The 22382-nt window shown below is 60.2% G+C and carries 18 protein-coding genes; 9 read left to right on the forward strand and 9 right to left on the reverse strand.

What is annotated here, in order from left to right; translation table 11 throughout:
- Window positions 1–52: 52 nt before the first annotated feature.
- A complete protein-coding gene (locus tag BTE54_RS20950; protein WP_078053933.1) occupies window positions 53–1855 on the forward strand; it encodes an NAD(P)/FAD-dependent oxidoreductase in 1803 nt (600 codons plus the stop codon).
- 58 nt (window positions 1856–1913) lie between these two features.
- Here the strand turns inward: BTE54_RS20950 and BTE54_RS20955 are convergent, their stop codons facing one another.
- On the reverse strand, window positions 1914–2333 hold the full coding sequence (locus BTE54_RS20955; RefSeq protein ID WP_078053866.1) for a helix-turn-helix domain-containing protein: 420 nt from the start codon (window positions 2331–2333) through the stop codon (window positions 1914–1916).
- A gap of 269 nt (window positions 2334–2602) precedes the next feature.
- Here BTE54_RS20955 and BTE54_RS20960 point away from each other — a divergent pair, with 269 nt between their 5' ends.
- Window positions 2603–4321 (forward strand): chloride channel protein, encoded by a 1719-nt coding sequence (locus BTE54_RS20960; RefSeq protein WP_120947751.1) that lies wholly within the window; start codon window positions 2603–2605, stop codon window positions 4319–4321.
- A 77-nt stretch (window positions 4322–4398) separates the two neighbouring features.
- Here BTE54_RS20960 and catB read toward each other — a convergent pair whose 3' ends face one another.
- A complete protein-coding gene (gene catB / locus BTE54_RS20965) occupies window positions 4399–5034 on the reverse strand; it encodes a type B chloramphenicol O-acetyltransferase (RefSeq protein ID WP_078053868.1) in 636 nt (211 codons plus the stop codon).
- 326 nt (window positions 5035–5360) lie between these two features.
- Window positions 5361–8150, reverse strand: a complete 2790-nt coding sequence (locus tag BTE54_RS20970; protein WP_078053869.1) for a bifunctional aconitate hydratase 2/2-methylisocitrate dehydratase — start codon at window positions 8148–8150, stop codon at window positions 5361–5363.
- Window positions 8151–8509: 359 nt separating this feature from the next.
- Here BTE54_RS20970 and BTE54_RS20975 point away from each other — a divergent pair, with 359 nt between their 5' ends.
- Genes BTE54_RS20975 through BTE54_RS20990 form a run of 4 tightly spaced genes read left to right on the forward strand, consistent with a single transcriptional unit; the run spans window position 8510 to window position 13105 of the window.
- Window positions 8510–9007, forward strand: coding sequence for a spore coat U domain-containing protein (locus BTE54_RS20975; protein ID WP_065657727.1), 498 nt, complete (start codon window positions 8510–8512; stop codon window positions 9005–9007).
- Between the two features lie 21 nt (window positions 9008–9028).
- Window positions 9029–9748 (forward strand): molecular chaperone, encoded by a 720-nt coding sequence (locus BTE54_RS20980; RefSeq protein WP_078053870.1) that lies wholly within the window; start codon window positions 9029–9031, stop codon window positions 9746–9748.
- Window positions 9720–12158, forward strand: a complete 2439-nt coding sequence (locus BTE54_RS20985; RefSeq protein WP_078053871.1) for a fimbria/pilus outer membrane usher protein — start codon at window positions 9720–9722, stop codon at window positions 12156–12158. Before BTE54_RS20980 ends, BTE54_RS20985 begins: the two co-directional genes overlap by 29 nt.
- Window positions 12155–13105: a spore coat U domain-containing protein gene (locus BTE54_RS20990; protein ID WP_078053872.1), complete on the forward strand. Its 951-nt coding sequence runs from the start codon at window positions 12155–12157 to the stop codon at window positions 13103–13105. The genes BTE54_RS20985 and BTE54_RS20990 overlap by 4 nt, the downstream gene beginning before the upstream one ends.
- Here the strand turns inward: BTE54_RS20990 and BTE54_RS20995 are convergent.
- From BTE54_RS20995 to BTE54_RS21015, 5 genes are all read right to left on the reverse strand, one after another.
- Entirely contained in the window at window positions 13099–14706 is a 1608-nt protein-coding gene (locus BTE54_RS20995) for an ABC-F family ATP-binding cassette domain-containing protein (protein WP_078053873.1), read from the reverse strand. The two genes, BTE54_RS20990 and BTE54_RS20995, sit on opposite strands and share 7 nt — an antisense overlap.
- 183 nt (window positions 14707–14889) lie before the next feature.
- The gene (locus BTE54_RS21000) at window positions 14890–16680 is read right to left on the reverse strand and encodes an ABC transporter ATP-binding protein (RefSeq protein ID WP_078053874.1); all 1791 of its coding nucleotides are present in this window, start codon (window positions 16678–16680) and stop codon (window positions 14890–14892) included.
- Window positions 16681–17144: 464 nt separating this feature from the next.
- On the reverse strand, window positions 17145–18134 hold the full coding sequence (locus tag BTE54_RS21005) for a tripartite tricarboxylate transporter substrate binding protein (RefSeq protein ID WP_078053875.1): 990 nt from the start codon (window positions 18132–18134) through the stop codon (window positions 17145–17147).
- A gap of 114 nt (window positions 18135–18248) precedes the next feature.
- Entirely contained in the window at window positions 18249–18944 is a 696-nt protein-coding gene (locus BTE54_RS21010) for a superoxide dismutase (protein ID WP_078053876.1), read from the reverse strand.
- A 195-nt stretch (window positions 18945–19139) separates the two neighbouring features.
- Window positions 19140–19466 (reverse strand): hypothetical protein, encoded by a 327-nt coding sequence (locus BTE54_RS21015; RefSeq protein WP_020810616.1) that lies wholly within the window; start codon window positions 19464–19466, stop codon window positions 19140–19142.
- 180 nt (window positions 19467–19646) lie between these two features.
- Between BTE54_RS21015 and BTE54_RS21020 the strand changes: the two genes are divergently transcribed.
- Complete coding sequence (locus BTE54_RS21020; protein WP_065657719.1) at window positions 19647–19850, forward strand: CsbD family protein; 204 nt, start codon at window positions 19647–19649, stop codon at window positions 19848–19850.
- Window positions 19851–19898: 48 nt separating this feature from the next.
- On the opposite strand, the gene BTE54_RS21025 is transcribed toward BTE54_RS21020, so the two are convergent.
- Window positions 19899–20081 carry a hypothetical protein gene (locus BTE54_RS21025; RefSeq protein ID WP_078053877.1) on the reverse strand — a complete coding sequence of 61 codons (183 nt, stop codon included), beginning with the start codon at window positions 20079–20081 and terminating at the stop codon, window positions 19899–19901.
- A 268-nt stretch (window positions 20082–20349) separates the two neighbouring features.
- On the opposite strand from BTE54_RS21025, the gene BTE54_RS21030 reads away from it, so the two are divergent.
- Window positions 20350–21501 carry an extracellular solute-binding protein gene (locus BTE54_RS21030; protein WP_003521661.1) on the forward strand — a complete coding sequence of 384 codons (1152 nt, stop codon included), beginning with the start codon at window positions 20350–20352 and terminating at the stop codon, window positions 21499–21501.
- Entirely contained in the window at window positions 21498–22382 is an 885-nt protein-coding gene (locus BTE54_RS21035) for an ABC transporter permease subunit (protein ID WP_078053878.1), read from the forward strand. Before BTE54_RS21030 ends, BTE54_RS21035 begins: the two co-directional genes overlap by 4 nt.

Here is a 22382-nt window from a genome sequence, read left to right on the forward strand (position 1 = left end):
GCGCCGACTTCGCCGCTCCACGATCAGACCAAGCACCATGGAGGAGATGAATATGCTTGATGTCAGTCCCGCCACCAAAATCGACACGGTTCTTTCCAAGCTCGGCAATGCGCTGGAAAATGGAGACATAGACGCCGCCGTCAACCTGTTTCAGGCCGATTGTTACTGGCGCGACCTCGTGACCTTCACCTGGAACCTGAAGACACTGGAAGGCCGTGAGCAAATCCGCGACATGCTGACGAGCCAGCTTTCCGCCATCAAACCCTCGGGCTTGGTGCAGGATGTGAAGGAGCAAGCCTCGGAAGGCGATGGCGTCACCGAAGGTTGGTTCGAGTTCGAGACCGGAGTTGCCCGTGGTTACGGCCATATCCGCCTCAAGGATGGGCTGATCTGGACCCTGCTCACCACCATGAGTGAACTGAAAGGCCATGAAGAGCCGAAGGGTATCCGGCGGCCCATGGGCGCAGAACACGGCCACGACCGCAACCGCCGGACCTGGAAGGAAAAACGCGAGGCCGAAGCCGCCGAACTCGGCTATTCGGAGCAGCCCTACGTCGTCATCATCGGCGGCGGACAGGGTGGTATCGCGCTTGGCGCGCGTCTTCGCCAGCTTGGTGTGCCGGCGATCATCATCGAAAAGAATGAGCGACCCGGCGACAGCTGGCGCAAGCGCTACAAATCGCTCTGTCTGCATGACCCCGTCTGGTACGATCACCTGCCCTACATTCCCTTCCCGGAAAACTGGCCGGTCTTCACGCCGAAGGACAAGGTGGGAGACTGGCTGGAAATGTATACAAAGGTCATGGAGCTGAATTATTGGGGCTCCACCACCTGTAAGTCGGCCCAATATGACGAAGCGACGGGCGAATGGACGGTGGTTGTCGACCGCGCCGGCAAAGAGGTCGTGCTACGGCCGAAACAGCTGGTACTGGCGACCGGCATGTCGGGCAAGGCGAATATCCCGAAATTTCCCGGACAGGATGTCTTCAAGGGCGAACAGCAGCACTCCTCTCAGCATCCAGGCCCCGACGCCTATGCCGGCAAGAAGGTCGTGGTAATCGGCTCCAACAACTCGGCGCATGATATCTGCGCAGCGCTCTGGGAGGCGGGCGCCGATGTCACCATGCTGCAGCGGTCCTCCACCCATATCGTCAAATCGGACTCGCTGATGGATATCGGCCTCGGCGATCTCTATTCCGAGCGGGCAGTGGCAAACGGCATGACAACGCGCAAGGCCGACCTCATCTTCGCCTCCCTGCCCTACAGGATCATGCATGAGTTTCAGGTTCCGATTTACGACCGCATTCGCGAACAGGACGCCGATTTTTATGCCGCCCTGGAGAAAGCCGGCTTCATGCTCGATTTCGGCGATGACGAATCGGGCCTGTTTATGAAATATCTGCGGCGTGGATCGGGTTATTACATTGATGTCGGGGCCTGTGACCTCGTGATCGACGGCTCGATAAAGCTCAAATCCGGTGTCGACGTCTCGCATCTGACGGAGAACGCCGTGGTGCTGAAGGATGGCACGGAGCTACCCGCCGATCTGGTGGTCTATGCGACCGGCTATGGTTCGATGAATGGCTGGGCGGCTGATCTCATTTCGCGCGAGGTGGCGGAAAAGGTGGGCAAATGCTGGGGCCTCGGCTCCGACACCACCAAGGATCCCGGCCCTTGGGAGGGCGAGCAGCGCAACATGTGGAAACCGACCCAACAGCAGGCGCTGTGGTTCCACGGCGGTAACCTGCACCAATCGCGGCACTATTCGCAATATCTGTCGCTACAGCTCAAGGCGCGGCAGGTAGGGTTGAAGACGCCCGTCTATGGCCTTCAGAAGCCGCATCATCTGTCCTGATCAGAGCCCGGGGGCGCAGGCCGATCTCGGCGCCCCCGGGCGACAGACATGTCTCCGTCTAAGTCTTCTCCACGTTTCCAAGCTCGCTCAATATGGCAATCAGCTGCGGTGCCGTTTCGCGGACTTCCTTGAGATGGATTGCGCTCAGATGCGCCATGATCTGCTCGGCCTTTTCCGTCAGCTGTAACGTCTGACGGCGGCGATCGGCAGGGTCTGGTTCGCGCGTGATGAGGCCGCCGCTTAACAGACGACCGGCAAGCTCGGTTGCCGAATGGGGCGCGATCAGCAACCGTTCCGCAAGTAGCCCCACCGTCATGACCTCGCCCGCCGGCAAGCCCTTGATGGCGAGAAGCGCCTGATGCTGCTGCGGCGGCAGGCCCGCCGCCTGAGCGGCCGAGGTGCTGAAATCCATGAATTTCTTAAGCGTGTGGCGAAAGACGGCAAGCGCCTCATATTCCGATTGGGTCGGCAATGTCATATGTCACAAGCCCTTATCCTGGTCGCCTCTCATTCTTCTTTAGCCCGACTATCCGCGAATGAAAATCGCCGGATATTTTGAGAGATTACAAATCCATTGATTTATATCGTATTGCGACATATTTATCGCGCCACTATTTTCGTGCACCCAAGGATAAGCCGTTGACCCAAGCCTCTTCACCCTCAAGATCAAGTCAATTCGACAGCGGTTTTCCAAGGCGGCAAGCCGGAGATTTCACGACGGACAAACGCGTGCTGCTGCTGATCGCCATGGCATGCATCGTCGGCTCGCTCGGGGCCCTTGCCGCATGGCTTCTGGTCAGCCTCATCCAGCTTGTCACCAACATTGTCTGGCTTGGCAGGTTCAGCACGCACGAGGTCAGTTTCGCAGACATACATCCTTCCCTGTGGATGGTCGTGGCGCCGGTCCTCGGCGGTATCGTCATCGGGCTGATGGCCCGTTTCGGTTCGGAAAAAATCCGGGGGCACGGCATTCCGGAAGCGATTGAGGCCATTCTCATCGGCGGCAGCCGCATGTCGCCGAAAGTGGCGCTCCTGAAGCCTCTCTCGTCCGCCATTTCGATCGGTAGCGGCGGGCCTTTCGGCGCGGAAGGCCCGATCATCATGACGGGCGGCGCGATCGGCTCTCTCTTTGCGCAATGTTTCCACATGAGCAGCGCGGAACGCAAAACCCTGCTCGTGGCAGGCGCCGCCGCCGGCATGACGGCGATCTTCGGTTCGCCGATCGCCGCTGTCATGCTCGCGGTCGAACTCCTGCTATTCGAGTGGAAGCCGAGAAGCTTCATACCGGTTGCAGTCGCCGCTGCGGTTTCGATTACCTGGCGGCCGTTCTATTTCGGCACCGGTCCGCTATTTCCCACGGATTTCGCTTATGATCTGCCATGGTGGGGGCTTGCGCCCTGCGTCCTGATCGGCGTGGTCGCCGGCCTGCAGTCCGGATTGATGACTATATTGCTCTACAAGATCGAAGATCTTTTCGAAAAGCTCCCCATCCACTGGATGTGGTGGCCGGCGCTCGGCGGCCTCGCCGTCGGCCTCGGCGGCCTGATGGAGCCAAGAGCGCTCGGCGTCGGTTACGACATCATTGCCGACCTTCTCAATAACCATATTGCCGCTCAGGCCGTCCTCACCATTCTTCTGGTCAAGTCGGGAATCTGGCTCATCGCCCTGTCCTCGGGCACATCCGGCGGCGTGCTCGCGCCGCTTCTCATCCTCGGCGGATCGGCGGGTTATCTGACAGGGACATTCCTGCCCGGAGAGCCCGCCCTCTGGGCGTTGCTTGGCATGGCCGCCATGATGGGTGGGACAATGCGCGCACCGCTGACCGGCATCTTCTTCGCGATTGAGATCACTGGCGATCTCAGCACCGCGATCCCGCTCATGATAGCCACCGTGGCCGCCTATTCCGTCACCGTCCTTTTGATGCGGCGCTCGATCCTTACGGAAAAGATCGCCCGGCGCGGCCAGCACATCACACGCGAATATGCGATCGATTCCTTTGAGCTCACCCGTGCGTCCGAGATCATGATCCGCAAGGTCGACACGCTGCCTGCCGGGATGACGGTATCGCAGGCGATTTCCTTCTTCACCGGCTCGCAGGAAACGCACCGGACATATCCGGTGGTACAGCCCGAGGGAACGCTGGTGGGGCTTGTGTCGCGGGCAGACATTCTCACCTGGCAACAGGAGCCGCATGGCGGCGAAGAAACATTGGCCGACAGGCTGGCTGACCGTGAAATCCCGGTTGCGCACGAAAACGACCCCGTTGGGTTGATCGCCGACCTGATGCTTAGCGCCGACACGGGCAGGATCGCCATTGTAGACAAGTCCTCGAATAGTCTCGTCGGTCTCGTTACGCGCAAGGACCTGCTTCATCTGCGCCAGGCGCAGCAGAGGTCTGAGCAGGAACGGCAACCCTTCATCGGAACGGCAATGACAAATCGCCGCCAGCCTGCGACGACGCCCTGAAACAGGGCAGACCTTTCCGCTCGCCCGCAAGGCACCCGAAAGCGCCGGCCCGCCTCGATGAGACGGGCCGGGCATTTTTACGGCTGCGGCTTATCGGATCGCCAGAACCGATAAAGCTCGGCGACATTGCCGCTGGTCATGAGCGGCATTGCCGCCTTCAGCCGCGCCGCCGGCCAATCCCACCATTTCATCTTGAGCAGCAGGGCGATGCTGTCGTCATCGAACCGCTTTCGGATCGTTTTTGCGGGATTGCCGCCGACGATGGCATAGGGTTCGACATTCTTCGTCACCAGCGCCCGCGTTCCGATCACGGCGCCATCGCCGACCGTGATGCCGGGCATGATGATCGCTTCCGAGCCTATCCAGACATCGTTGCCTATGACGGTATCGCCCGCCGGCAGATAACCGTTGCCGGCATTCTCAAACTCAGGCACCTCCGGCATGAAGAAGAACGGGAAGGTGCTGATCCACTCGTTGCGATGGCCCTGATTGCCGGCCATGATGAAGGCGGCGCCCGAACCGATCGAGCAGAAGCTTCCGATCACCAGCCTGTCCGCGCCTTCATCCGGCAGCAGATAACGGGCGCAATCCTCAAAACTGTGGCCGTGATAATAGCCGGAATAATAGCTGTATTTCCCGACTACGAGGTTCGGGTTCCTGACCTGCTTGTCAAGCGTGGTGCCCCGGAACGGGCTTTCGAAGTAATTTTCCATTGGAGTAATCTCACTGCATATGTTCGCATTCGCTTGCCTTCAGACAAGCCGGCGCCGAGCGCCAAGCCTGTCGGCTTTTCGCTCGATGCTCCTCGCGCTGCGGCGGGAGCTAGATGCAGGTCATACTCGATGCTTTTATCATTCAGTCTGGTTACCGCAAAAAGAGGCGAAGGCCAAGCCATGTCGCCAGTCTCCAATGGTCTGGTCGGAGCACCGCCACCCATAAAAACAGCGGGGATTTCTCCCCGCTGTCCACGTTCATTCGGCGTTTTCAGTGCATCGCCAGCGCAGAGCCTTGTGGCCCAAGCACGGCGATAATCACGATCTCAGTAATGCACCGACTGGGAATCGATCGGCGTCGTCTTCGGCGGAGCGAACTTCGTCAGGTCGATGCCCTCGACGGCGGAACGATACTCCTCGATGCTCGGCGTACGGCCGAGAATGGCGGACAGCACTACGACCGGGGTCGAGGCCAGAAGCGATTCACCTTTCTTTTCAGCACTGTCTTCAACGACACGGCCCTGGAAGAGACGCGTCGAGGTTGCCAGAACCGTGTCACCCTTCGCAGCCTTCTCCTGGTTGCCCATGCACAGGTTGCAGCCCGGGCGTTCCAGATAGAGGATGTTTTCGTATTCGGTCCGGTTCGTTGTCTTCGGATTGATATCATCGAATTCGAAGCCGGAATATTTCTGCAGGATTTCCCAATCCCCTTCCGCCTTCAGCTCGTCGATGATGTTGTAGGTCGGCGCGGCAACGACGAGCGGAGCCTTGAATTCGACCTTGCCTTCGGTCTTTTCGATGTTGCGCAGCATCTGCGCGACGATCTTCACGTCGCCCTTGTGCACCATGCACGAGCCGACGAAGCCGAGATCGACCTTCTTCGTAGCGCCATAATAGGAAACCGGACGGATCGTATCGTGCGTGTAGCGTCTCGAAACGTCGTTGTTGTTGACGTCTGGATCGGCGATCATCGGTTCGTTGATGACATCGAGATCGACGACGACTTCAGCGAAATATTTCGCATTCGCGTCAGGCTTCAATGCTGGAACTTCACCGGAACGGATCTCCGCAATGCGTTGATCCGCCTTCGCAATCAGCCCTTTAAGCGTCTGTGCGGCATTGTCCATGCCCTTGTCGATCATGATCTGGATGCGCGACTTGGCGATCTCCAGTGACTCGATCAGCGTTTCGTCTTCGGAAATGCAGATCGACGCCTTGGCCTTCATCTCGGCCGTCCAGTCGGTGAAGGTGAAAGCCTGGTCGGCAAGCAGCGTTCCGAGATGGACTTCGATGATACGGCCCTGGAACACGTTGTCGCCGTGCTGCTGTAGCATCTGCGCCTGCGTTGCGTGCACGACGTCGCGGAAGTCCATGTAGGGCTGCATCGTTCCCTTGAAGGTGACCTTGACCGACTGCGGGATCGGCATGGTCGCCTCGCCGGTGGCGAGCGCAAGCGCGACGGTTCCGGAGTCCGCACCGAAGGCGACGCCCTTGGACATGCGGGTGTGGCTGTCGCCGCCGATGATAATTGCCCGGTCATCAACGGTGATGTCGTTCAGCACCTTGTGGATCACGTCTGTCATGGAGTGATAGACGCCCTTAGGATCACGGCCGGTGATGACGCCGAAATTGTGCATGAAGGCCATGAGCTTCGGCGTGTTGGCCTGAGCCTTCTTGTCCCAGACGGACGCCGTGTGGCAGCCGGACTGATAGGCGCCGTCCACCAGCGGCGAAATGACGGTGGCCGCCATCGCTTCCAGTTCCTGCGCGGTCATCAGACCGGTCGTATCCTGCGAGCCGACGATGTTGACCTTGACGCGAACGTCGGAGCCGGCGTGCAACACCTTGCCAGGCGTCACGCCAACGGCGTTGCGGTTGAAAATCTTCTCGACGGCCGTGAGGCCCTGGCCTTCGATCGAAATTTCCTTGTTCGGTGCAAAGACAGGGGTCGCCTCGACGCCAAGCGTTTCAGCGGCAAAAGTCTGGAGCTTCTTGCCGAAGACGATGGCGTAGGAGCTGCCCGCCTTCATGAATTCCATCTTCTGGGGCGTGAAGGACGAAGCGAGGTCGACCAGCTCGGTGCCGTTTTCGTCCCGCAGCTTGCGATTCTTGGCGTCGATCTTGAGGACCGTGCCGGTCTCGACCGAATATTTCTGCTCGAGGATGGGGTTGCCGTCATTGTTGAGGATCGGCTTGCCGTCTTCACCGAGCTTCTTCACCCAGTTCTTCAGATTGACGCCGATGCCACCCGTCACGTCGACGGTGGTGGCGAAAATGGGCGAAATGCCGTTGGTGCCCGCAACGATGGGGGCATAGTTTACAAAGGGCACGTAGGGGCTGGCCTGCTTGCCGGTCCACAGCGCCACGTTATTGACGCCCGACATGCGCGAGGAGCCAACGCCCATCGTGCCCTTCTCGGCGATCATCATTACCCGCTTGTCGGGATGCTGCTTCTGCAGCGCGACGATTTGCGCCTGCGCTTCCGGCGAGATCATACACTGGCCGTGCAGCTGGCGGTCGGAGCGCGAATGCGCCTGATTGCCGGGAGACAGGAGGTCGGTGGAAATATCGCCTTCGGCGGCAATGAAGGTGACGATCTTGATCTCGTCTTCGACATCCGGAAGCTTGGTGAAGAATTCGGCCTTGGCGTAGCTTTCCAGCACGGCCTTGGCGATGGCGTTGCCGGCCTTGTAGGCATCCCGCAGGCGGAACATGTCGGCATCGTAAAGGAAGACCTGGGTCTTCAGCACTTCACCCGCCTTGGTGGCGATTGTGGCATCGTTGCCGAGCGCAATGTCGAGCAGCACCTTGATCGACGGGCCGCCCTTCATGTGCGACAGCAGTTCCAGCGCGAAGGTCGGGGTGATCTCAGGGACGATGACGTCGCCGAGGATGATCTGCTTCAGAAACGCAGCCTTCACGCCGGCGGCGCTCGTGGTTCCCGGCAATGTGTTATAGATGAAAAACTTCAGGGCATCGGCGCGGTGTTCGCTGCCTGCATCCTTGATCAGTTCAATGATTTCGGCGGTCAACGCACCGTCATCGATCGGCTTGGGTGCGAGACCCTGTGGTTCTCTGCTTTTGATTTCAGCCAGGTAATCCAAGTAAAGGTTCATCGCAATCCCAACGTCATGATGTCTATTGAGCCGAACGCAGCGTCACCGAACGGTACTGTTGATCGGCCCGGGTTTCTATCGATTTCGAGTACGCCAACCGGGGCCGGCTGACAAGATGTCGCATTTCAGTAAAAAACTCGTAGACGAGATTTAGCGTCGATCCTGTGCTTTGCAACCACGTCGCGACACTTTTGATTGTGGCGCGTACTGCATTTCAGCCAGTGGTTTTTTAGGCCTCCCCCATTAAGAATTTATTAACCAAATCGGCGCGAGTATTAGATTATTCTAATTACCCGTTATTGGAGTAATTCCATGTTGCGCATGGAAAAATCAGCAGCGCAGCAGCTTGGGGAGGCAGCATGAAGTTTGCAGCATCAGGCTATTTATTATCATTTGCGGCACTGGTCCTTACACCGGCATCGGGCGTCGCGCAGGTCGCCACGACGAATTTCAACGTCCAGATCACCATTCAGGCGGCGTGCCAGATCAATTCCGCCGGCAACCTCAATTTCGGCACCAATGGTGTGATCGGCAGCAATATCGATGCAACCAGCAATATTGTCGTGCAATGCACGGCCAGCACGCCCTTCAGCCTGGGTCTCAGCGCCGGCGCCGGCTCTGGAGCGACGGTCGCCAACCGTCTGATGACATCGCCTGCGGGTGCGACCATTTCCTACTCGCTTTATACGACTGCGGCACATAGCACGGTGTGGGGGAACACCGTGGGAACGGACCGGCAAACGGGAACCGGAACCGGGGCGCCGCAGACATTCACGGTCTATGGGCGCGTACCTGCCCAGACGACACCCGCGGTCGGCGTCTATACCGATACGGTGACGGCCACGCTCAACTACTGATCGCCACAGGGAGGATCGCGCATGCGTGTTTTTACCTTAGCGGCTGCGTTTTTTGCCGGTTTGAGTGTTTCACCTTCACAGTCTGCATCTCTACGGGTCGCACCCGTGCTTCTGGATCTCAAAGCGCCCACGGCGGCCTCCAGCCTCCGCATCTGGAACGATGCGAAAACCCCGATCAACGTTCAGGTCAGGATATTCCGCTGGACCCAGCAGAACGGGCAGGACGTCTATACGGCGGCGCAGGACGTCGTCGCCAGCCCGCCGATGACGCAACTGAAGGGAGGCGCGGAAAACCTCATCCGCATCGTCCGCCTTTCCAAGGCGCCGCTTCGGGCCGAAGAGAGTTACCGCGTCATCGTCGACGAATTGCCGCCGGCGGGAAGACCGCAATCCGGCACGGTCAATCTGGTGGTGCGCCACTCCATACCCGTTTTCTTTTCACCCGCCTCCACAGGCGACGCAGAACCTGCCTGGAAGATAACGCCGCAGGGCAATGGCTACCGGGTCTCTGTGTCCAACACGGGCGCAAAGCGGATAAGGATCGCCAACCTGATGCTTTCCGGTAGCAACGGGCAGGCGCTTGCCCGGCAGCAGGGGCTGGTGGGATATGTGCTTGGCGGATCCGCCGCAAGCTTTGTGGTTCCGGCAACGGGCGGCAAAAAAGGCGGCGGCACGCTGAAGATTTCGGCAGACAGCGAAGGCGGCCCCGTCAATGCGACGGCGCGCGTCTCGGGCGGCTGATCTCGCCGTTTTGACGATTGCCGCTCTGACGGTCATTTCATCGGGCAATTTCTCCGTGGCGCAGGATATACCCCCTGCGGCGCAACCCGCCTCTTTTGCCGCAAAAGAAGCGGGACAGTTGCAGCTCGAAGTCTACATCAACGATGTTTCGACAGAACTGATCGCCACATTTCGTCAAAACGACGCCGGATCGTTTCTCATCGAGCCGGAACAGCTGACCAATATCGGGATTTCCCCGGTTGAAAGCGCTGCAGGCGATGATGGCTGGATCGATATTTCCCGGCTGCCGGATGTGGTGGCGCGTTACGATGAAGGCACCCAGTCCATGCATTTCACCCTGCCGATGGCGGCGCGGGCGAACAGGGTGATCGACGCCTCCGGCAAGATTGCGCGGGAAGAAGACGAAGAGACCCGGGAAAAGGCCACGAGCGATTTTGGAGGTCTGGTGAAGTACACGATCTATGGTTCATCCGGCGGCAACAAATGGTCGGATATCGCCGATTTCAACGGCGTCTCGGCCCTTTTGGAAAGCAGGGCCTTCGGTCCGCTCGGCGTGCTCTCCTCATCGCAGGTTCTGAGCACATCGCGCCTGTCGGAGTTCGATACCCAGCGCCTCGATACCACCTGGAGCTACTCGGACGAGGACACGCTGACGAGCTATCGGGCCGGCGATCTCATCACCGGCGGGCTGAGCTGGACACGCCCGACACGGCTGGGCGGCCTGCAGATACGCCGCAATTTCGACCTGCGGCCGGATATCGTCACCATGCCGATGCCGGAATTTGCCGGTTCCGCAGCCGTGCCCTCCACCGTCGACGTCTATGTCAACAATGTCCGCCGCCTGTCGCAGGATGTTCCCGAAGGGCCGTTCTCGATCACCAATCTCCCTGTCATCAGCGGCGCGGGCAATGCGCGGCTGGTGGTGCGGGATGCGCTGGGGCGCGAAACCGTGTCCGAAACGCCCTTTTATGCTTCACCGGATCTGCTGGCGCGGGGCCTCATCGATTTTTCGGCCGAACTTGGCTTTGCCCGGCGCAATTACGGAACCTCGTCTTTCGATTACGATGACAAACCGCTGGGGTCTGCGACGCTGCGTTATGGCGTGTCGGACAGTCTGACGCTGGAAGGCCATGCGGAAGGCGGTGAGAATTTCTACAATATCGGCTTTGGCGGCGTCTTCACCCTTGGAGCGCAGGGACTGGCGGCGGTTTCGGGCGCATCGAGCCGCTTTGGCGCGGAAAGCGGTTATCAGCTTTCCGCAAGCGTCGAAGCGGAATTGCTGGGGGTAAAATTTCACGCACGGTCGCAAAGGACATTCGGCGATCATCACGATATGGCCTCCGTCTCCGCCGACCTGTCCGATATCCGCACGGCATCCGGGCTGCTGAGCGCGCGGCCGCCGCGTGCACTCGACCAGATTTCCGTTTCCACCCAGCTCGGTTTCGATGAGACCAGCCTCAATTTCTCCTATACGGAACTCGAAACATTCGATGAAAGACGATCACGGCTGCTCGGCCTTTCCGCCACGCGGCCGTTCGGCGAGAACGGCAATATTTTCATCACCGCCTACAAGGACCTCGAGGACAACAAATCCTACGGCATCTTCGCGGGCCTTTCCTGGTCGTTCGGCGGCGGCGTCTCCGGCTCGGCCGGCATGTCGTCGGATGCGGATGGATATTCGCTGACGGCCGAGGTCGGAAAATCCGAAGAGCAGGCCGAGGGAAGTTATGGCTGGCGCCTGCGCGGCTCGACCGGCGGCAACGACATCGCCTCCGTTTCCGGCAGCTACCGCGGCAGCGCCGCGCGCGTTTCGGCCGGCGTCGACCAATTCAACCGCACGACACAGGCCTATGCGCAGATCGAAGGATCGATAGCGCTCGCCGGCGGCGATGTCTTTGTCGGCAACCGGATCGACGACGCTTTCGCCGTGGTGGATGCGGGCGCGCCCGGTGTCGATATCCTTTTGGAAAACCGCCCCATCGGCCAGACCAACCGCCGCGGCAAGATATTGCTTCCGAACCTGCGCTCCTATGACGTCAACAACATCACGCTCGACCCGAGCAATCTTCCGGTCGACGCCCGCATCGACCGGACGAAACAGACCGTCAGGCCGACACAACAGGCCGGCGCGGTGGTCAATTTCAAGGTGGAAACCGAGGGTCAGGTGGCGCTGGTGACGCTGAAAGGCGAGAGCGGCGAATTCATCGAAACCGGATCGACCGGCAAAATCGACGGCAAGCGCGATTTCATCGTCGGTTATGACGGACAGGCCTATCTCGACAATATCAGCAAGACGCATCGGCTCCGCATCATGCAGCCGACGAAGGGCGAATGCGAAGCCCAGATCACCGTGCCTTCCGCCGGCAATTCACGCGCAACTTTCGAAACCCTATGCAGGAGCATTCCATGAAGGTCCTGACCCGCACCGCCCTTGCCATCGCCGCTCTCCTCCCGGCTTCACCGGCACTGGCGCAAAGCTGCACCTTCAGCATGTCGGATATGAATTTCGGTTTCGTCAATCTTGCAAGCGGCAGCGCCGTGGACACGACGGCGACATTGTCAGTCACCTGCTCCAATCCCCTGTCGCTGGCGCTTTCCATCCGCATCTGCCCCAACATCAATGCCGGAAGCGGCGGGCAGTCGGGCGGCATCCGTCGCATGCTTCAGGGCAGCAACATCCTCAATTATCAGCTTTACCAGAACTCGGCGCGGACAACCTCATGGGGATCGGTCACGCAGCCCGCGCTCGGCTCGCCTCCGCCAATCGATATGGCGCTGCCGCTCCTGATCAACACCACGAGCCGCACGGTCTATGGCCGGATCAACGCCGGTCAGGCCTCGGCGGCGCGCGGCCTTTACCTCTCCAGCTTCGCCGGCGCGGAAACGAGCTTCACCTATACGACCTTTACCCTGCTTGCACCGAGCTGCTCTTCCGTGACCCAGAACCCCACGCAGGTGCCGTTCAACGTGTCGGCCGCCGTGGCGCCCACCTGTATCATCTCGGCCCAGAACATCGATTTCGGCAGTCACGGGGTGCTGAACACGGCAGTCAATGCGACCGGAGCGATCAATCTGACCTGCACCACCAATCTGAGCTACAGTGTGGCGCTCAATGGCGGCCTGAGCAACAGCCCGCCGGCCGCGCGCCAGATGGTGCAGGCGGGCGGATCGATAACCTATGGTCTCTACCGCGACGTGAACCGCACGAATGTCTGGGGAAGTGCGGCGGGCGAAATAGCCACCGGCACCGGAACTGGCAGCCTGCAGACATTGACCGTCTATGGCCGCGTCCCGGCGCAGAACACGCCAGCGCCAGGAAACTACTCCGATACGGTCGTCGTGACGGTGAACTACTGAGCGCCCGGACGCATCTCTGACTTCCCAAGTTCCAGCCGCCTTTCGATGCCAATGGCGGCGAGGAACGCCTCATCGTGGCTGACCACCAGCAAGGCGCCGTCATAGGCCTGAAGGCCAGCCTCCACGGCCGCGATGGAATCGATATCCAGATGGTTGGTCGGCTCGTCGAGGATCAACAATTGCGGAGGCTGCGGGCCTCCCAGAACACAGGCGAGACCGGCCCTGAGCATCTGCCCGCCCGAGAGCGTTGAAACGATCTGCAACGCGGCATCGGCACGAAACATGAAGCGCGCAAGCGCAGCCCTGCAGGCATTCTCCCCGGCCTGCGGGTTAAGGCGAAGGAAGTTGTCGCGGATGGACAGGCTCGCGTCGAGCAGGCTGACCTGCTGGTCGAGAAACACGGCCTTCACCCCGATATGCACCGCGCCTTCGAATGGCGGCAATTCCCCGGTGATCACCGAAAGCAGCGTCGTTTTTCCCGATCCGTTCGGACCGGTGACGGCAACCCGTTGCGGCCCGATGATCTCGAAGGACAGGTCGCGAAGAACGGGGTGTTCGGCCTGATACCCTGCGGTCAGATTTTGCAGGCTGAGCACGGTTTTTGTCGCGTGCAGCCCGCTGGGCGGCAATGTGACACTGACGCCCTGCAGGATTTCGATCCGCTCACGCGCCGTCTTCAGGTCTTCCGTCGCCTCGGCTGTCAGGCGGCTGGCCAGGTTGGCGTTGTCGCCGCTCGTCTTTTCGGCACGCCTTTTCATCTCACCGACAAGGATACGAGGCATGTCTCCCCTCGCCGCTTTTGCAGCACCCCTGCTATCACGGCGAGCCTTGCGCTCCAAGGCTTCCTGCGACCGGCGCTTGACATCCGACAGACGCTTTTCCGCATTCGCAAAGTCCTGTTCGGCGGCGGCCAGTTCCAGCGCTTTTTGTGCGCGGTAGTGGCTCCAGTTGCCGCCGTAACGGGTGGCGCCGAGCGTCGTCATTTCCACAATCGCATCGAGGGTTTCGAGAAGCTCCCGATCATGGCTGACGACGATCGCTCCGCCGCGCCAGCCCGCCAGAAAATCGGCAACGAAAATGCGTCCGTCCCGGTCGAGATTGTTGGTCGGTTCGTCGAGGATCAGGAAATCCGGCGCGGCATGAATTTGAGCCGCAAGTGCGCCCCGCGTGCGCTGTCCGCCGGATAGCGCCGAAAGCGGTGTGGAGGGTAAGGCGTCCAACCCGACCTGCGCAAGCGCCCCGGCAATTTTCTCCTCCAGCATCCAGTCGATGTCTTCAAGCTCTTCCAGAGTGGCCGTTCCCGCCTGCGCACGGGCAAGCACGTCCAGCGCCTCGCGCGCTTCGAACAGGTCGGCGACGGTCTCGTCGGACACAACCTGCACGCTCTGGTGCAGAAGATTGACGCTGCCCGATACGGAAACCGTGCCCGCGGACGGCGACAGTTCGCCGGCGATCAGTTTCAGAAGCGTCGTCTTGCCGACACCGTTACGCCCAACGAGACCGGTGCGTTCGGGTCCGAAGCGAAGATTGATGTCGGAAAAGAGCGGATGACCGTCAGGTGTCGACCACGAGAGGTCCGAGAGAGTGATGGAATGCGGCATGGATATGGGTTCCCCTGATGACAAGGCGTTGCGGCTTTGTGATCGGGTGGAAATCCATGGTTCACCGTCCTGTTGGTGTTGCGCAGAACACGCCCTTACGCGAAAAAAGCGGCGTGTTCGTGGCGCGGGGTCAATGTTCGGGAAGGGAACGCCGGGAGGATACCCCCCGGCGTTTGGTTTTTTTCAGGCCACCAGGCCCTTGGTCAGCTCCAGCGCCTGCCGTTCGAACAGCCGGCGGTAGATGCCGCCATTGAGGCGGATCAGCGCCTGATGGTCACCCTCTTCGACAATCCTGCCCTTGTCGAAGACCAGCAGCCGGTCCAGCGCCCTGACGGTGGAAAGCCGATGGGCGATGACGAGCGTGGTGCGGCCGACCATCAGCCGCTCCATCGCCTGCTGGATCTGCACTTCGCTTTCGCTGTCGAGGCTGGAAGTGGCCTCGTCCAGTATCAGCACCGGCGCATCCGCAAGGAATGCACGGGCGATGGCGACGCGCTGACGCTCACCGCCGGACAGCTTGACACCGCGTTCACCCACCATCGTCTCATAACCCTTGGGAAGGGACATGATGAAATCATGGGCGCTGGCCTGTTTCGCCGCCTGCTCGATCTGACGCCGCGTGGCGTCCGGCCGGCCATAGGCGATGTTTTCCGCCAGCGTGCGGTGGAACAGGATGGGCTCCTGCTGCACGATGGCGATCTGGCCGCGCAGGCTCGATTGCGTGACGCCTGCGATATTCTGGCCGTCGATGCGGATCGCGCCCGACCTGATATCGTAAAGCCGCTGGATGAGCTTGACGAAGGTTGTCTTGCCCGAACCGGAATGGCCGACCAGACCCACCCGTTCACCCGCCTTGATGGTGACCGAAAAGTCATCGTAAAGCGGCGTGGGATGCGCGCCATATTGGAAGGTGACGTGATCGAAGACGATCTCGCCCTTTCCAATTTTGATAGGCCCTGCATCCGGCCTGTCCTCGATGCCGAGCGGCATCTTGTCCAGCAGCACCAGCTCTTCCATGTCGTTGACGGCGCGTTGCAGGTTGCGGATATCCTGCCCCACATCGCGCAGATAACCCTGCAACACGAAGAACATCGCAAGCACGAAGGTAATGTCGCCCGGCGTCGCCAGCCCCTTTTGCCACATGATGAGGCCCGTACCCAGAATGCCGGCCTGCATGGACACCATCATGAAGCTTTGGATCGTGCCGTTCAGCGTGCCACGCTTCCATGTCCTGCGCGTGCGGTTGTCCCACTTCACCAGCACATGGCCCAGCCGCGTTTCTTCGCGGGTCTCGGCACCGAAGGCCTTGACCACCGAATTGCAGCTGATGGCATCCGCCAGCGCGCCGCCAAGTCTGGTATCCCAGGCATTGGCAAGCCTTGCCGCCGGCGACACATACCCCATGGAAAGGCCGACCGTAACGCCGATATAGATCAGCGATCCGAGACCGACGATCAGGCCCATGACCGGCCAGTAGCTGCCGAGCACGATGGTGGCGCCCACCAGCATGACGATGGATGGCAAAAGCGCGACGAGCAGCAGGTCGTTGAGCGAATCCAGCGCCCACATGCCGCGCGTGATCTTGCGGACCGTGGAGCCGGCGAAGCTGTTCGCATGCCAGTCGGTGGAGAAGCGCTGCACCTTGTGGAAGCCGTTATTGGCGACATCCGCCATGATTTTCAGCGTCAACCGGATGATGCCGTTGAAGATGAACCAGCGCAGCACCACGCTCACCAGCCCCAGCGCCACCACGATGACGAAGGCGCGCAGCGCCTTGTCTGCCCCGTTGCCACCGGCAATGGCATCGACGATCTGGCCGGAAAAGACCGGCACCATCACTTCGGCCAGCGTGCTGGCAATCACCAGAACGATGATGAAACCCACCAGCGCCGGCCGATGACGCCAATGGTTGAAAACAAAGCCGAGCACATGTCGATAGGCATCGGCGCGGAAATCGAGCTTCTTGCGAGTCATTTTTACCAGCCCAGCGCCATATAATCGGCGACCGGTCCTCAAAACGGAAGTTGGATGGCACAGCCCTGGCGGGAGACGAAGTGATCCCGTCAGATCAATCGGGGGGCTATGGGGGAAAGTAAAACCGCATGTCGGGCGCGCTCAGGGCGGGCCGCGAATGGATATGACCTAGTGTCGGGTCATTCCCTGCGGGAGGGTTTCGAAGAATGCTGGTGTCATGCAACGCCTCCCTTTGTTCGATCTGACGCGGTAGTGAGATTTGTAACTCAGCCGTCAGAGCTTGCCAAGCGGGTTTTTGCAACCGGCTGGTGAGTGATGCGGAATGGCCACACCGGTTGGGTGCGTCACTATGAATCGCGGCCGATGCGACAACGGCATCGGCCACGATTTCGTCAGGTCGTTATTTCCGTCCGCAACCGGCAGGATGTGTGGCGGAAAATGAGGATGGTATCTGCCGTTACCGGTCAGTCCATCTGCACATTCGCGTCCTTGACCACCGGTCCCCACTTGGCGATTTCCGCCGCAACGTGGGTTTTCAGCTCATCCGGCGAAGAGGCGACGATCTTGGCGCTGAACTCCGCCATGCGTGCCGCAACCCCCGGATCGGCAAGCGCCTTCTTGGCTGCGGCATTCAGCTTGTCGACCACCTCAGGCGGCGTGCCGGCAGGCGCAAAGAGTGCATTCCAGGTATAGGTCTCATAACCCGGCACCGTCTCGGCGATTGTCGGCAGATCCGGGAAGGACGAGGCGCGCTCCTTGGTCGTGACGCCGAGCGCCCGCAACGTGCCGGATTTGATATGTCCGGACGAAGACGGCAGATTGTCGAACATGATGGAAATCTGGTTGCCGAGCAGATCGTTGAGCGCCGGGCCTGCGCCCTTGTAGGGAACATGCTGCATGCTGACGCCGGCCATGCTCTTGAACAGTTCGCCGGAAAGATGCAGCGGGGTGCCATTGCCGGAAGAGGCGTAGGCATGTTTGTCAGGTTCGGCCTTCAAGAGGGCAATCAGTTCCGCCACGCTGTTGACGTTGAGCTTCGGATTGACGACCAGCACATTCGGCACCACCACGAGCAGCGAAACCGGCGTGAAATCCTTTTCCGGATCGTAAGGCTTGGTCTTGAGAATGAGCGGGTTGAGGGCGTGGGTGGCAACCGTTCCCATCAGGATCGTATAGCCGTCGGGATCGGCGCGGGCTACGCGGTCGGCACCGAGATTGCCGCCGGCCCCGGCGACATTTTCAACGACGATCTGCTGGCCGAGCTCATCACCCATCTTCTGTGCGATAACACGCGCGACCACATCGGTGGAGCCGCCCGCCGCGAAAGGAACGACCAGAGTAATCGTTCGATCGGGGAAGCCCTGCGCGAGCGCAGCCGTTCCCAGCATACCGAAAGAAACCGCCGCAGCGGCAAGTTTCAAAACCATGCGCCGTTTTGAAGACCGGTAAATCATGAACCCTCCTGTAACATGGCCTCCTCGCCATGGGCGCATAGTAGCTAAAATGCACCTCAGGGCAACCCGCAGGCGGCCGGCCGCTGCCGGCAGGTTTCAGGAGAAAGAGGATCGTTATGATTTCAGGCGTTCTTCGACGACCCGCCAGTTGACCAGCTTGTCGAGCACGGCGCGAATATGGTCGGCCTTGCGATTTTCATAATCGACGTAATAGGCATGCTCCCATATGTCGATGCCGAGATAGGCCGGGCGACCCACAGCGACGGGATTTTTGCCGTCCTCATATCCGATCAGCGCGAGCCGGTCGTCGTCGCCGCGCGTGAGCCACACCCAGCCGGTGCCGAAGACCGTATCGGAGACATCGACCGCACGTTTGATGAAACCATCATAGCCACCGAAGGTCTCGTCTACCGAAGCGGCGAGATCGCCAGTCGGCCGGTTCGGCCCGCCCGGTACGAACTGATCCCAATAGGCGACATGGTTCCACGCCTGTGCGGCATTGTTGAATATCTTGACGTCCGCCGCCTCTTTCGACCTGGCGGATGTCGTCACGATATCCGCCAGGTCCATGTCGGCATAGGGCGTGCCGGCGGCAAGCGCATTCAGCTTGTCGTAATAGGCCTTGTGGTGTTTTCCATAATGAAGTCCCACCGTTTTCGCCGAAATCACTGGCGCGAGATCGGCCTCGGCGAAAGGAAGTTTGGGCTGCATCAAGGGCAGTGCGGCACGCGCGACGTGCGGGCGGGGAAAGATTGCAGCGGCGGCGGTTGCTGCACCGGCGGTGAGAATCGTGCGTCTGGTGATGTCCATCGTATCCTCCTTATGAACGGTGATACGGGACTAACCCCGAACTGCCGTCCGGGTTTCCTCACATTGAAGGCAATTCTGTCTAAGGCCATGCTGATTTGCAGCAGGGACGCTGTATTCACACCCTCCCCAAAGGCGGATGGACCTCACCGGCCCATATGAGAAAGGCCCTCCCGACGTGGAGAGGGCCTTGCCCGATCAGTATCGATAATAATCGCGACGATCGCGGTAGTCGCGATAATCTCTGCGGTCGCGCCACTCACGCCATTCCCGTCTGGCCTGACGCTCGCGCCATTCACGGCGAGCTTCCCAGCGGTCGCGCCGGTCCCAGCCGCGCTCATAACGCGGTCCGTTCGGACGGCAATAGCCGCGCGGAGTCAAATGGAAGCCGCGTCCACAGGCATAATCCACCTTTTGAATGTGGGATGCCGAAGGTGCAGACGGTTGACCGACAGGCATGGCGTTGGCGCCGGTGCCGAACAGGGCGCCGAGAATTAGTCCGGCGGTTAGAATCATCTTGCGCATCTTATCTCCCTCCTTGTGGGATGAGAGGATTTAGCGCCCCGCCGGGTGAACTGCGGCTGAATGAATCGTGATCTTTTCGTGGCAGCAGGCCACAGTTACGCCGAACATTCCGGCCGCTCGGCGGAACCCTGCGGAGGTTCGGACATTTACCAGTGCAAGCCAAAAAAAGGGAGAGCACCAATGGACTGGAACCGCGTTGAAGGTAACTGGAAGCAGATGAAGGGCAAGGTCAAGGAACAGTGGGGTAAACTCACTGACGATGACCTCGACGTCATCAACGGCAAGCGCGAACAGCTCGAAGGCAAGATTCAGGAGCGCTACGGTTACGAAAAGGACCGGGCCAAGAAAGACATCGACGACTGGTATGGACGTCAGCCCTGGTAAGACGAGACCCCGCTTCGGCGGGGTTTTTCTTTGCGAAAGATTCTTCGGTCAGCTGGCCGCGGCCAGAACGGCAGCAATAACGATCAGCAGAGGCCCCATCCATCTGAAGTGACGAACAACCGGCGGCTGACTAACGGTGTTTTTCGACAGCGACAGATAACCGAAGCCGACACATGTCATCCAGAGGCCAGCACAGAACATGATAAATTCGTCGATATAGGCTGCAATCATCGCTCCCCTCCCTCCAATCCAATCGCGATCACTCTACCTGCCCGGCAACGCCTTGAGTAGGGCCTGCTTTCGAACGGCCACACGGGCAGTGTGCGCCGGCGATGCTGTCGGCAGCAACCGTCACGAAAGCGTTATGGAAAGACATTAGAACCGCCGCCGGCCCGTTCAAAAAATGCACGGCTGTGCAACGACCGGCCAGAGCCTTCCCCATCTTTCCCGGGGTCAGCGCTCAGCAGTTCCACTCGCGCCGAAAACATCGGAGACATAGATGAAACGCCGCACCTTTATGATGTCCGCCGCAGGCGCCGCCGCCGGTCTCGCCCTTGCACCGCGCATGAGCTTCGCCGCTCCGGGCACGATCGACTGGTACACCAGTTCGGATACGAATATCCTCGATTTCTGGTCCAATACGATCAAGCCCGCCTTTGAAGCCGCCAATCCCGGCCTGAAGCTCAACCTCGTCGATGCCGGCGACAGCGCGGGCATCACCGCCATCGGCGAGCGCGCCATCGCCGCAAAGCAGACGGGCACCGATCCGCAGGCCGATTATTTCGAAACGGCCGATCCGCTGCTGCCCACCGGCGGCATCGATGCTGGCATCTATGTGAACATGGCGAAAGCCGGCCTCTCCAACTATTCGCGCGTCAACCCGCTTGCCATCCGCAGCGAATATAGCCTGCCCTATCGCGGCAGCCAGGTTCTGCTCGCCTATGACACCAGCAAGCTCAAGCCGGCGGATGCACCGAAGACCTGGGATGAGCTCGTCAAGTGGATCAAGGCCAATCCGGGCCAGTTTGTCTATAACCGTCCCGACAAGGGCGGCTCCGGCGGTAACTTCGTCCGCCGCGCCATCCATCAGGCCAACGGCCTCGACCCCAAGGCCTTCACGGTCGATAATTACACGCAGGAAGCCGGTGACAAGGCTCTCGGCAAGGCATGGGCGCTGCTGAACGATATCGCCCCGTCGCTCTATGACAAGGGCGCATATTCCTCCGGCAACACACAGTCGCTGCAGCTGCTTTCGCAGGGCGTCGTCACCATGACCCCTGTCTGGTCCGATCAGGTGCTGAAGGCCATCGATCAGGGCGTTCTGCCGCAAGAAACCGGCCTCGTCCAGCTTCAGGATCTGGCGCTTTGCGGTGATTTCTCGCGCGCCGTGGTGCTTGCCAACGGCGCCAATCGCGATGCTGCCCTGAAGCTCGCCAATTTCGTGCTTTCGGAAGAAATCCAGGGCGCGATCCTCACCGAACTCGGCGGTTTCCCCGGCGTTTCCTGGGACTATGTGCCGGCCGAACTGCGCAAGCGTTTCGCCGACATCATCCCGCAGACCATTCCGACCTTCCCGGCCGGCAAATGGGAAACCGCCATCAATGATGGCTGGTATCGCAACGTCGCTCCCAACGTCGACCGCAAGTCGTGACCGAGGTTGCGGAAGGAGCGGTTCGCCCGCTCATCGACAATACGGCAGGCAGGAGGCCAGTCGGCCTCCTGCTCGTCGCCATCCCCGTGTTCCTGATGATATGGCTCGTCATCTGGCCCGCCATCAACGCCATCGGCCGCACCGTCTGGCGGACCGGAGCGAACGGTGGAACAGGTTTCGATCTTTCAAGCTACGGCTTCTTCTTCTCGGACCGCTACAGCCTCGACAATCTTGCCGTGACGTTGTGGACGACCATGGTCTGCGCGATCCTCCTGCTCGTAATCTGCCTGCCGATCGCGCTCTACCTGCGCTTTTCGCAAGGCCGCCTTTCGGCTTATGTGCAGGCGCTCGCCATCTTCCCGATGTTCGTGCCCTCCATCATCCTCGCCTTCGCCTTCATCCGCGTCCTCGGGCCCAACGGCATGGTGGACATATTGCTCAATGCGGTCGACCTGCCGAAAATCCGCACGCCCTATCTCACACCGTGGGGACCGGTCATCGGTCTTGTCTGGGACAATATTCCGCTGACCGTTCTCATCCTGCTCGCGGGGCTTGGCAGCGTCGCCAACCAGTCGGTGGAGGCGGCGCGGGATGTGGGCGCAAATGCGCTTCAGGTCTTCTGGCATATCATCCTGCCGCGCATTTCCAATTCCATCCTCGTGGCGCTTTCCTTTTCGGTGCTCGGCATTTTCTCCTCCTTCACCCTGCCCTATCTTCTCGGACCGGCCTCTCCTGAAATGCTCGGCCCCTTCATGCAGCGCACGCTACGCGAAGTGCAGGATCCCATCGGCGCCATGACCCAGGCCGTCATCGCTTTCGGTTTCTGCATCGCATTCGGCCTGTTCTACGTGCGTTCGGTCGCACGCAACCAGGGGAAATGA

The organism is Agrobacterium sp. YIC 4121 (genome assembly GCF_002008205.1).
Lineage (GTDB): Bacteria > Pseudomonadota > Alphaproteobacteria > Rhizobiales > Rhizobiaceae > Agrobacterium > Agrobacterium leguminum.

What these genes read in the sequence shown, in the direction of transcription:
- BTE54_RS20950 (WP_078053933.1), top strand. Translation starts at nt 53, where the DNA reads ATGCTTGATGTCAGTCCCGCCACCAAAATCGACACGGTTCTTTCCAAG.
- BTE54_RS20955 (WP_078053866.1), bottom strand. Translation starts at nt 2,333, where the DNA reads ATGACATTGCCGACCCAATCGGAATATGAGGCGCTTGCCGTCTTTCGC.
- BTE54_RS20960 (WP_120947751.1), top strand. Translation starts at nt 2,603, where the DNA reads ATGGCATGCATCGTCGGCTCGCTCGGGGCCCTTGCCGCATGGCTTCTG.
- catB (WP_078053868.1), bottom strand. Translation starts at nt 5,034, where the DNA reads ATGGAAAATTACTTCGAAAGCCCGTTCCGGGGCACCACGCTTGACAAG.
- BTE54_RS20970 (WP_078053869.1), bottom strand. Translation starts at nt 8,150, where the DNA reads ATGAACCTTTACTTGGATTACCTGGCTGAAATCAAAAGCAGAGAACCA.
- BTE54_RS20975 (WP_065657727.1), top strand. Translation starts at nt 8,510, where the DNA reads ATGAAGTTTGCAGCATCAGGCTATTTATTATCATTTGCGGCACTGGTC.
- BTE54_RS20980 (WP_078053870.1), top strand. Translation starts at nt 9,029, where the DNA reads ATGCGTGTTTTTACCTTAGCGGCTGCGTTTTTTGCCGGTTTGAGTGTT.
- BTE54_RS20985 (WP_078053871.1), top strand. Translation starts at nt 9,720, where the DNA reads ATGCGACGGCGCGCGTCTCGGGCGGCTGATCTCGCCGTTTTGACGATT.
- BTE54_RS20990 (WP_078053872.1), top strand. Translation starts at nt 12,155, where the DNA reads ATGAAGGTCCTGACCCGCACCGCCCTTGCCATCGCCGCTCTCCTCCCG.
- BTE54_RS20995 (WP_078053873.1), bottom strand. Translation starts at nt 14,706, where the DNA reads ATGCCGCATTCCATCACTCTCTCGGACCTCTCGTGGTCGACACCTGAC.
- BTE54_RS21000 (WP_078053874.1), bottom strand. Translation starts at nt 16,680, where the DNA reads ATGACTCGCAAGAAGCTCGATTTCCGCGCCGATGCCTATCGACATGTG.
- BTE54_RS21005 (WP_078053875.1), bottom strand. Translation starts at nt 18,134, where the DNA reads ATGATTTACCGGTCTTCAAAACGGCGCATGGTTTTGAAACTTGCCGCT.
- BTE54_RS21010 (WP_078053876.1), bottom strand. Translation starts at nt 18,944, where the DNA reads ATGGACATCACCAGACGCACGATTCTCACCGCCGGTGCAGCAACCGCC.
- BTE54_RS21015 (WP_020810616.1), bottom strand. Translation starts at nt 19,466, where the DNA reads ATGCGCAAGATGATTCTAACCGCCGGACTAATTCTCGGCGCCCTGTTC.
- BTE54_RS21020 (WP_065657719.1), top strand. Translation starts at nt 19,647, where the DNA reads ATGGACTGGAACCGCGTTGAAGGTAACTGGAAGCAGATGAAGGGCAAG.
- BTE54_RS21025 (WP_078053877.1), bottom strand. Translation starts at nt 20,081, where the DNA reads ATGATTGCAGCCTATATCGACGAATTTATCATGTTCTGTGCTGGCCTC.
- BTE54_RS21030 (WP_003521661.1), top strand. Translation starts at nt 20,350, where the DNA reads ATGAAACGCCGCACCTTTATGATGTCCGCCGCAGGCGCCGCCGCCGGT.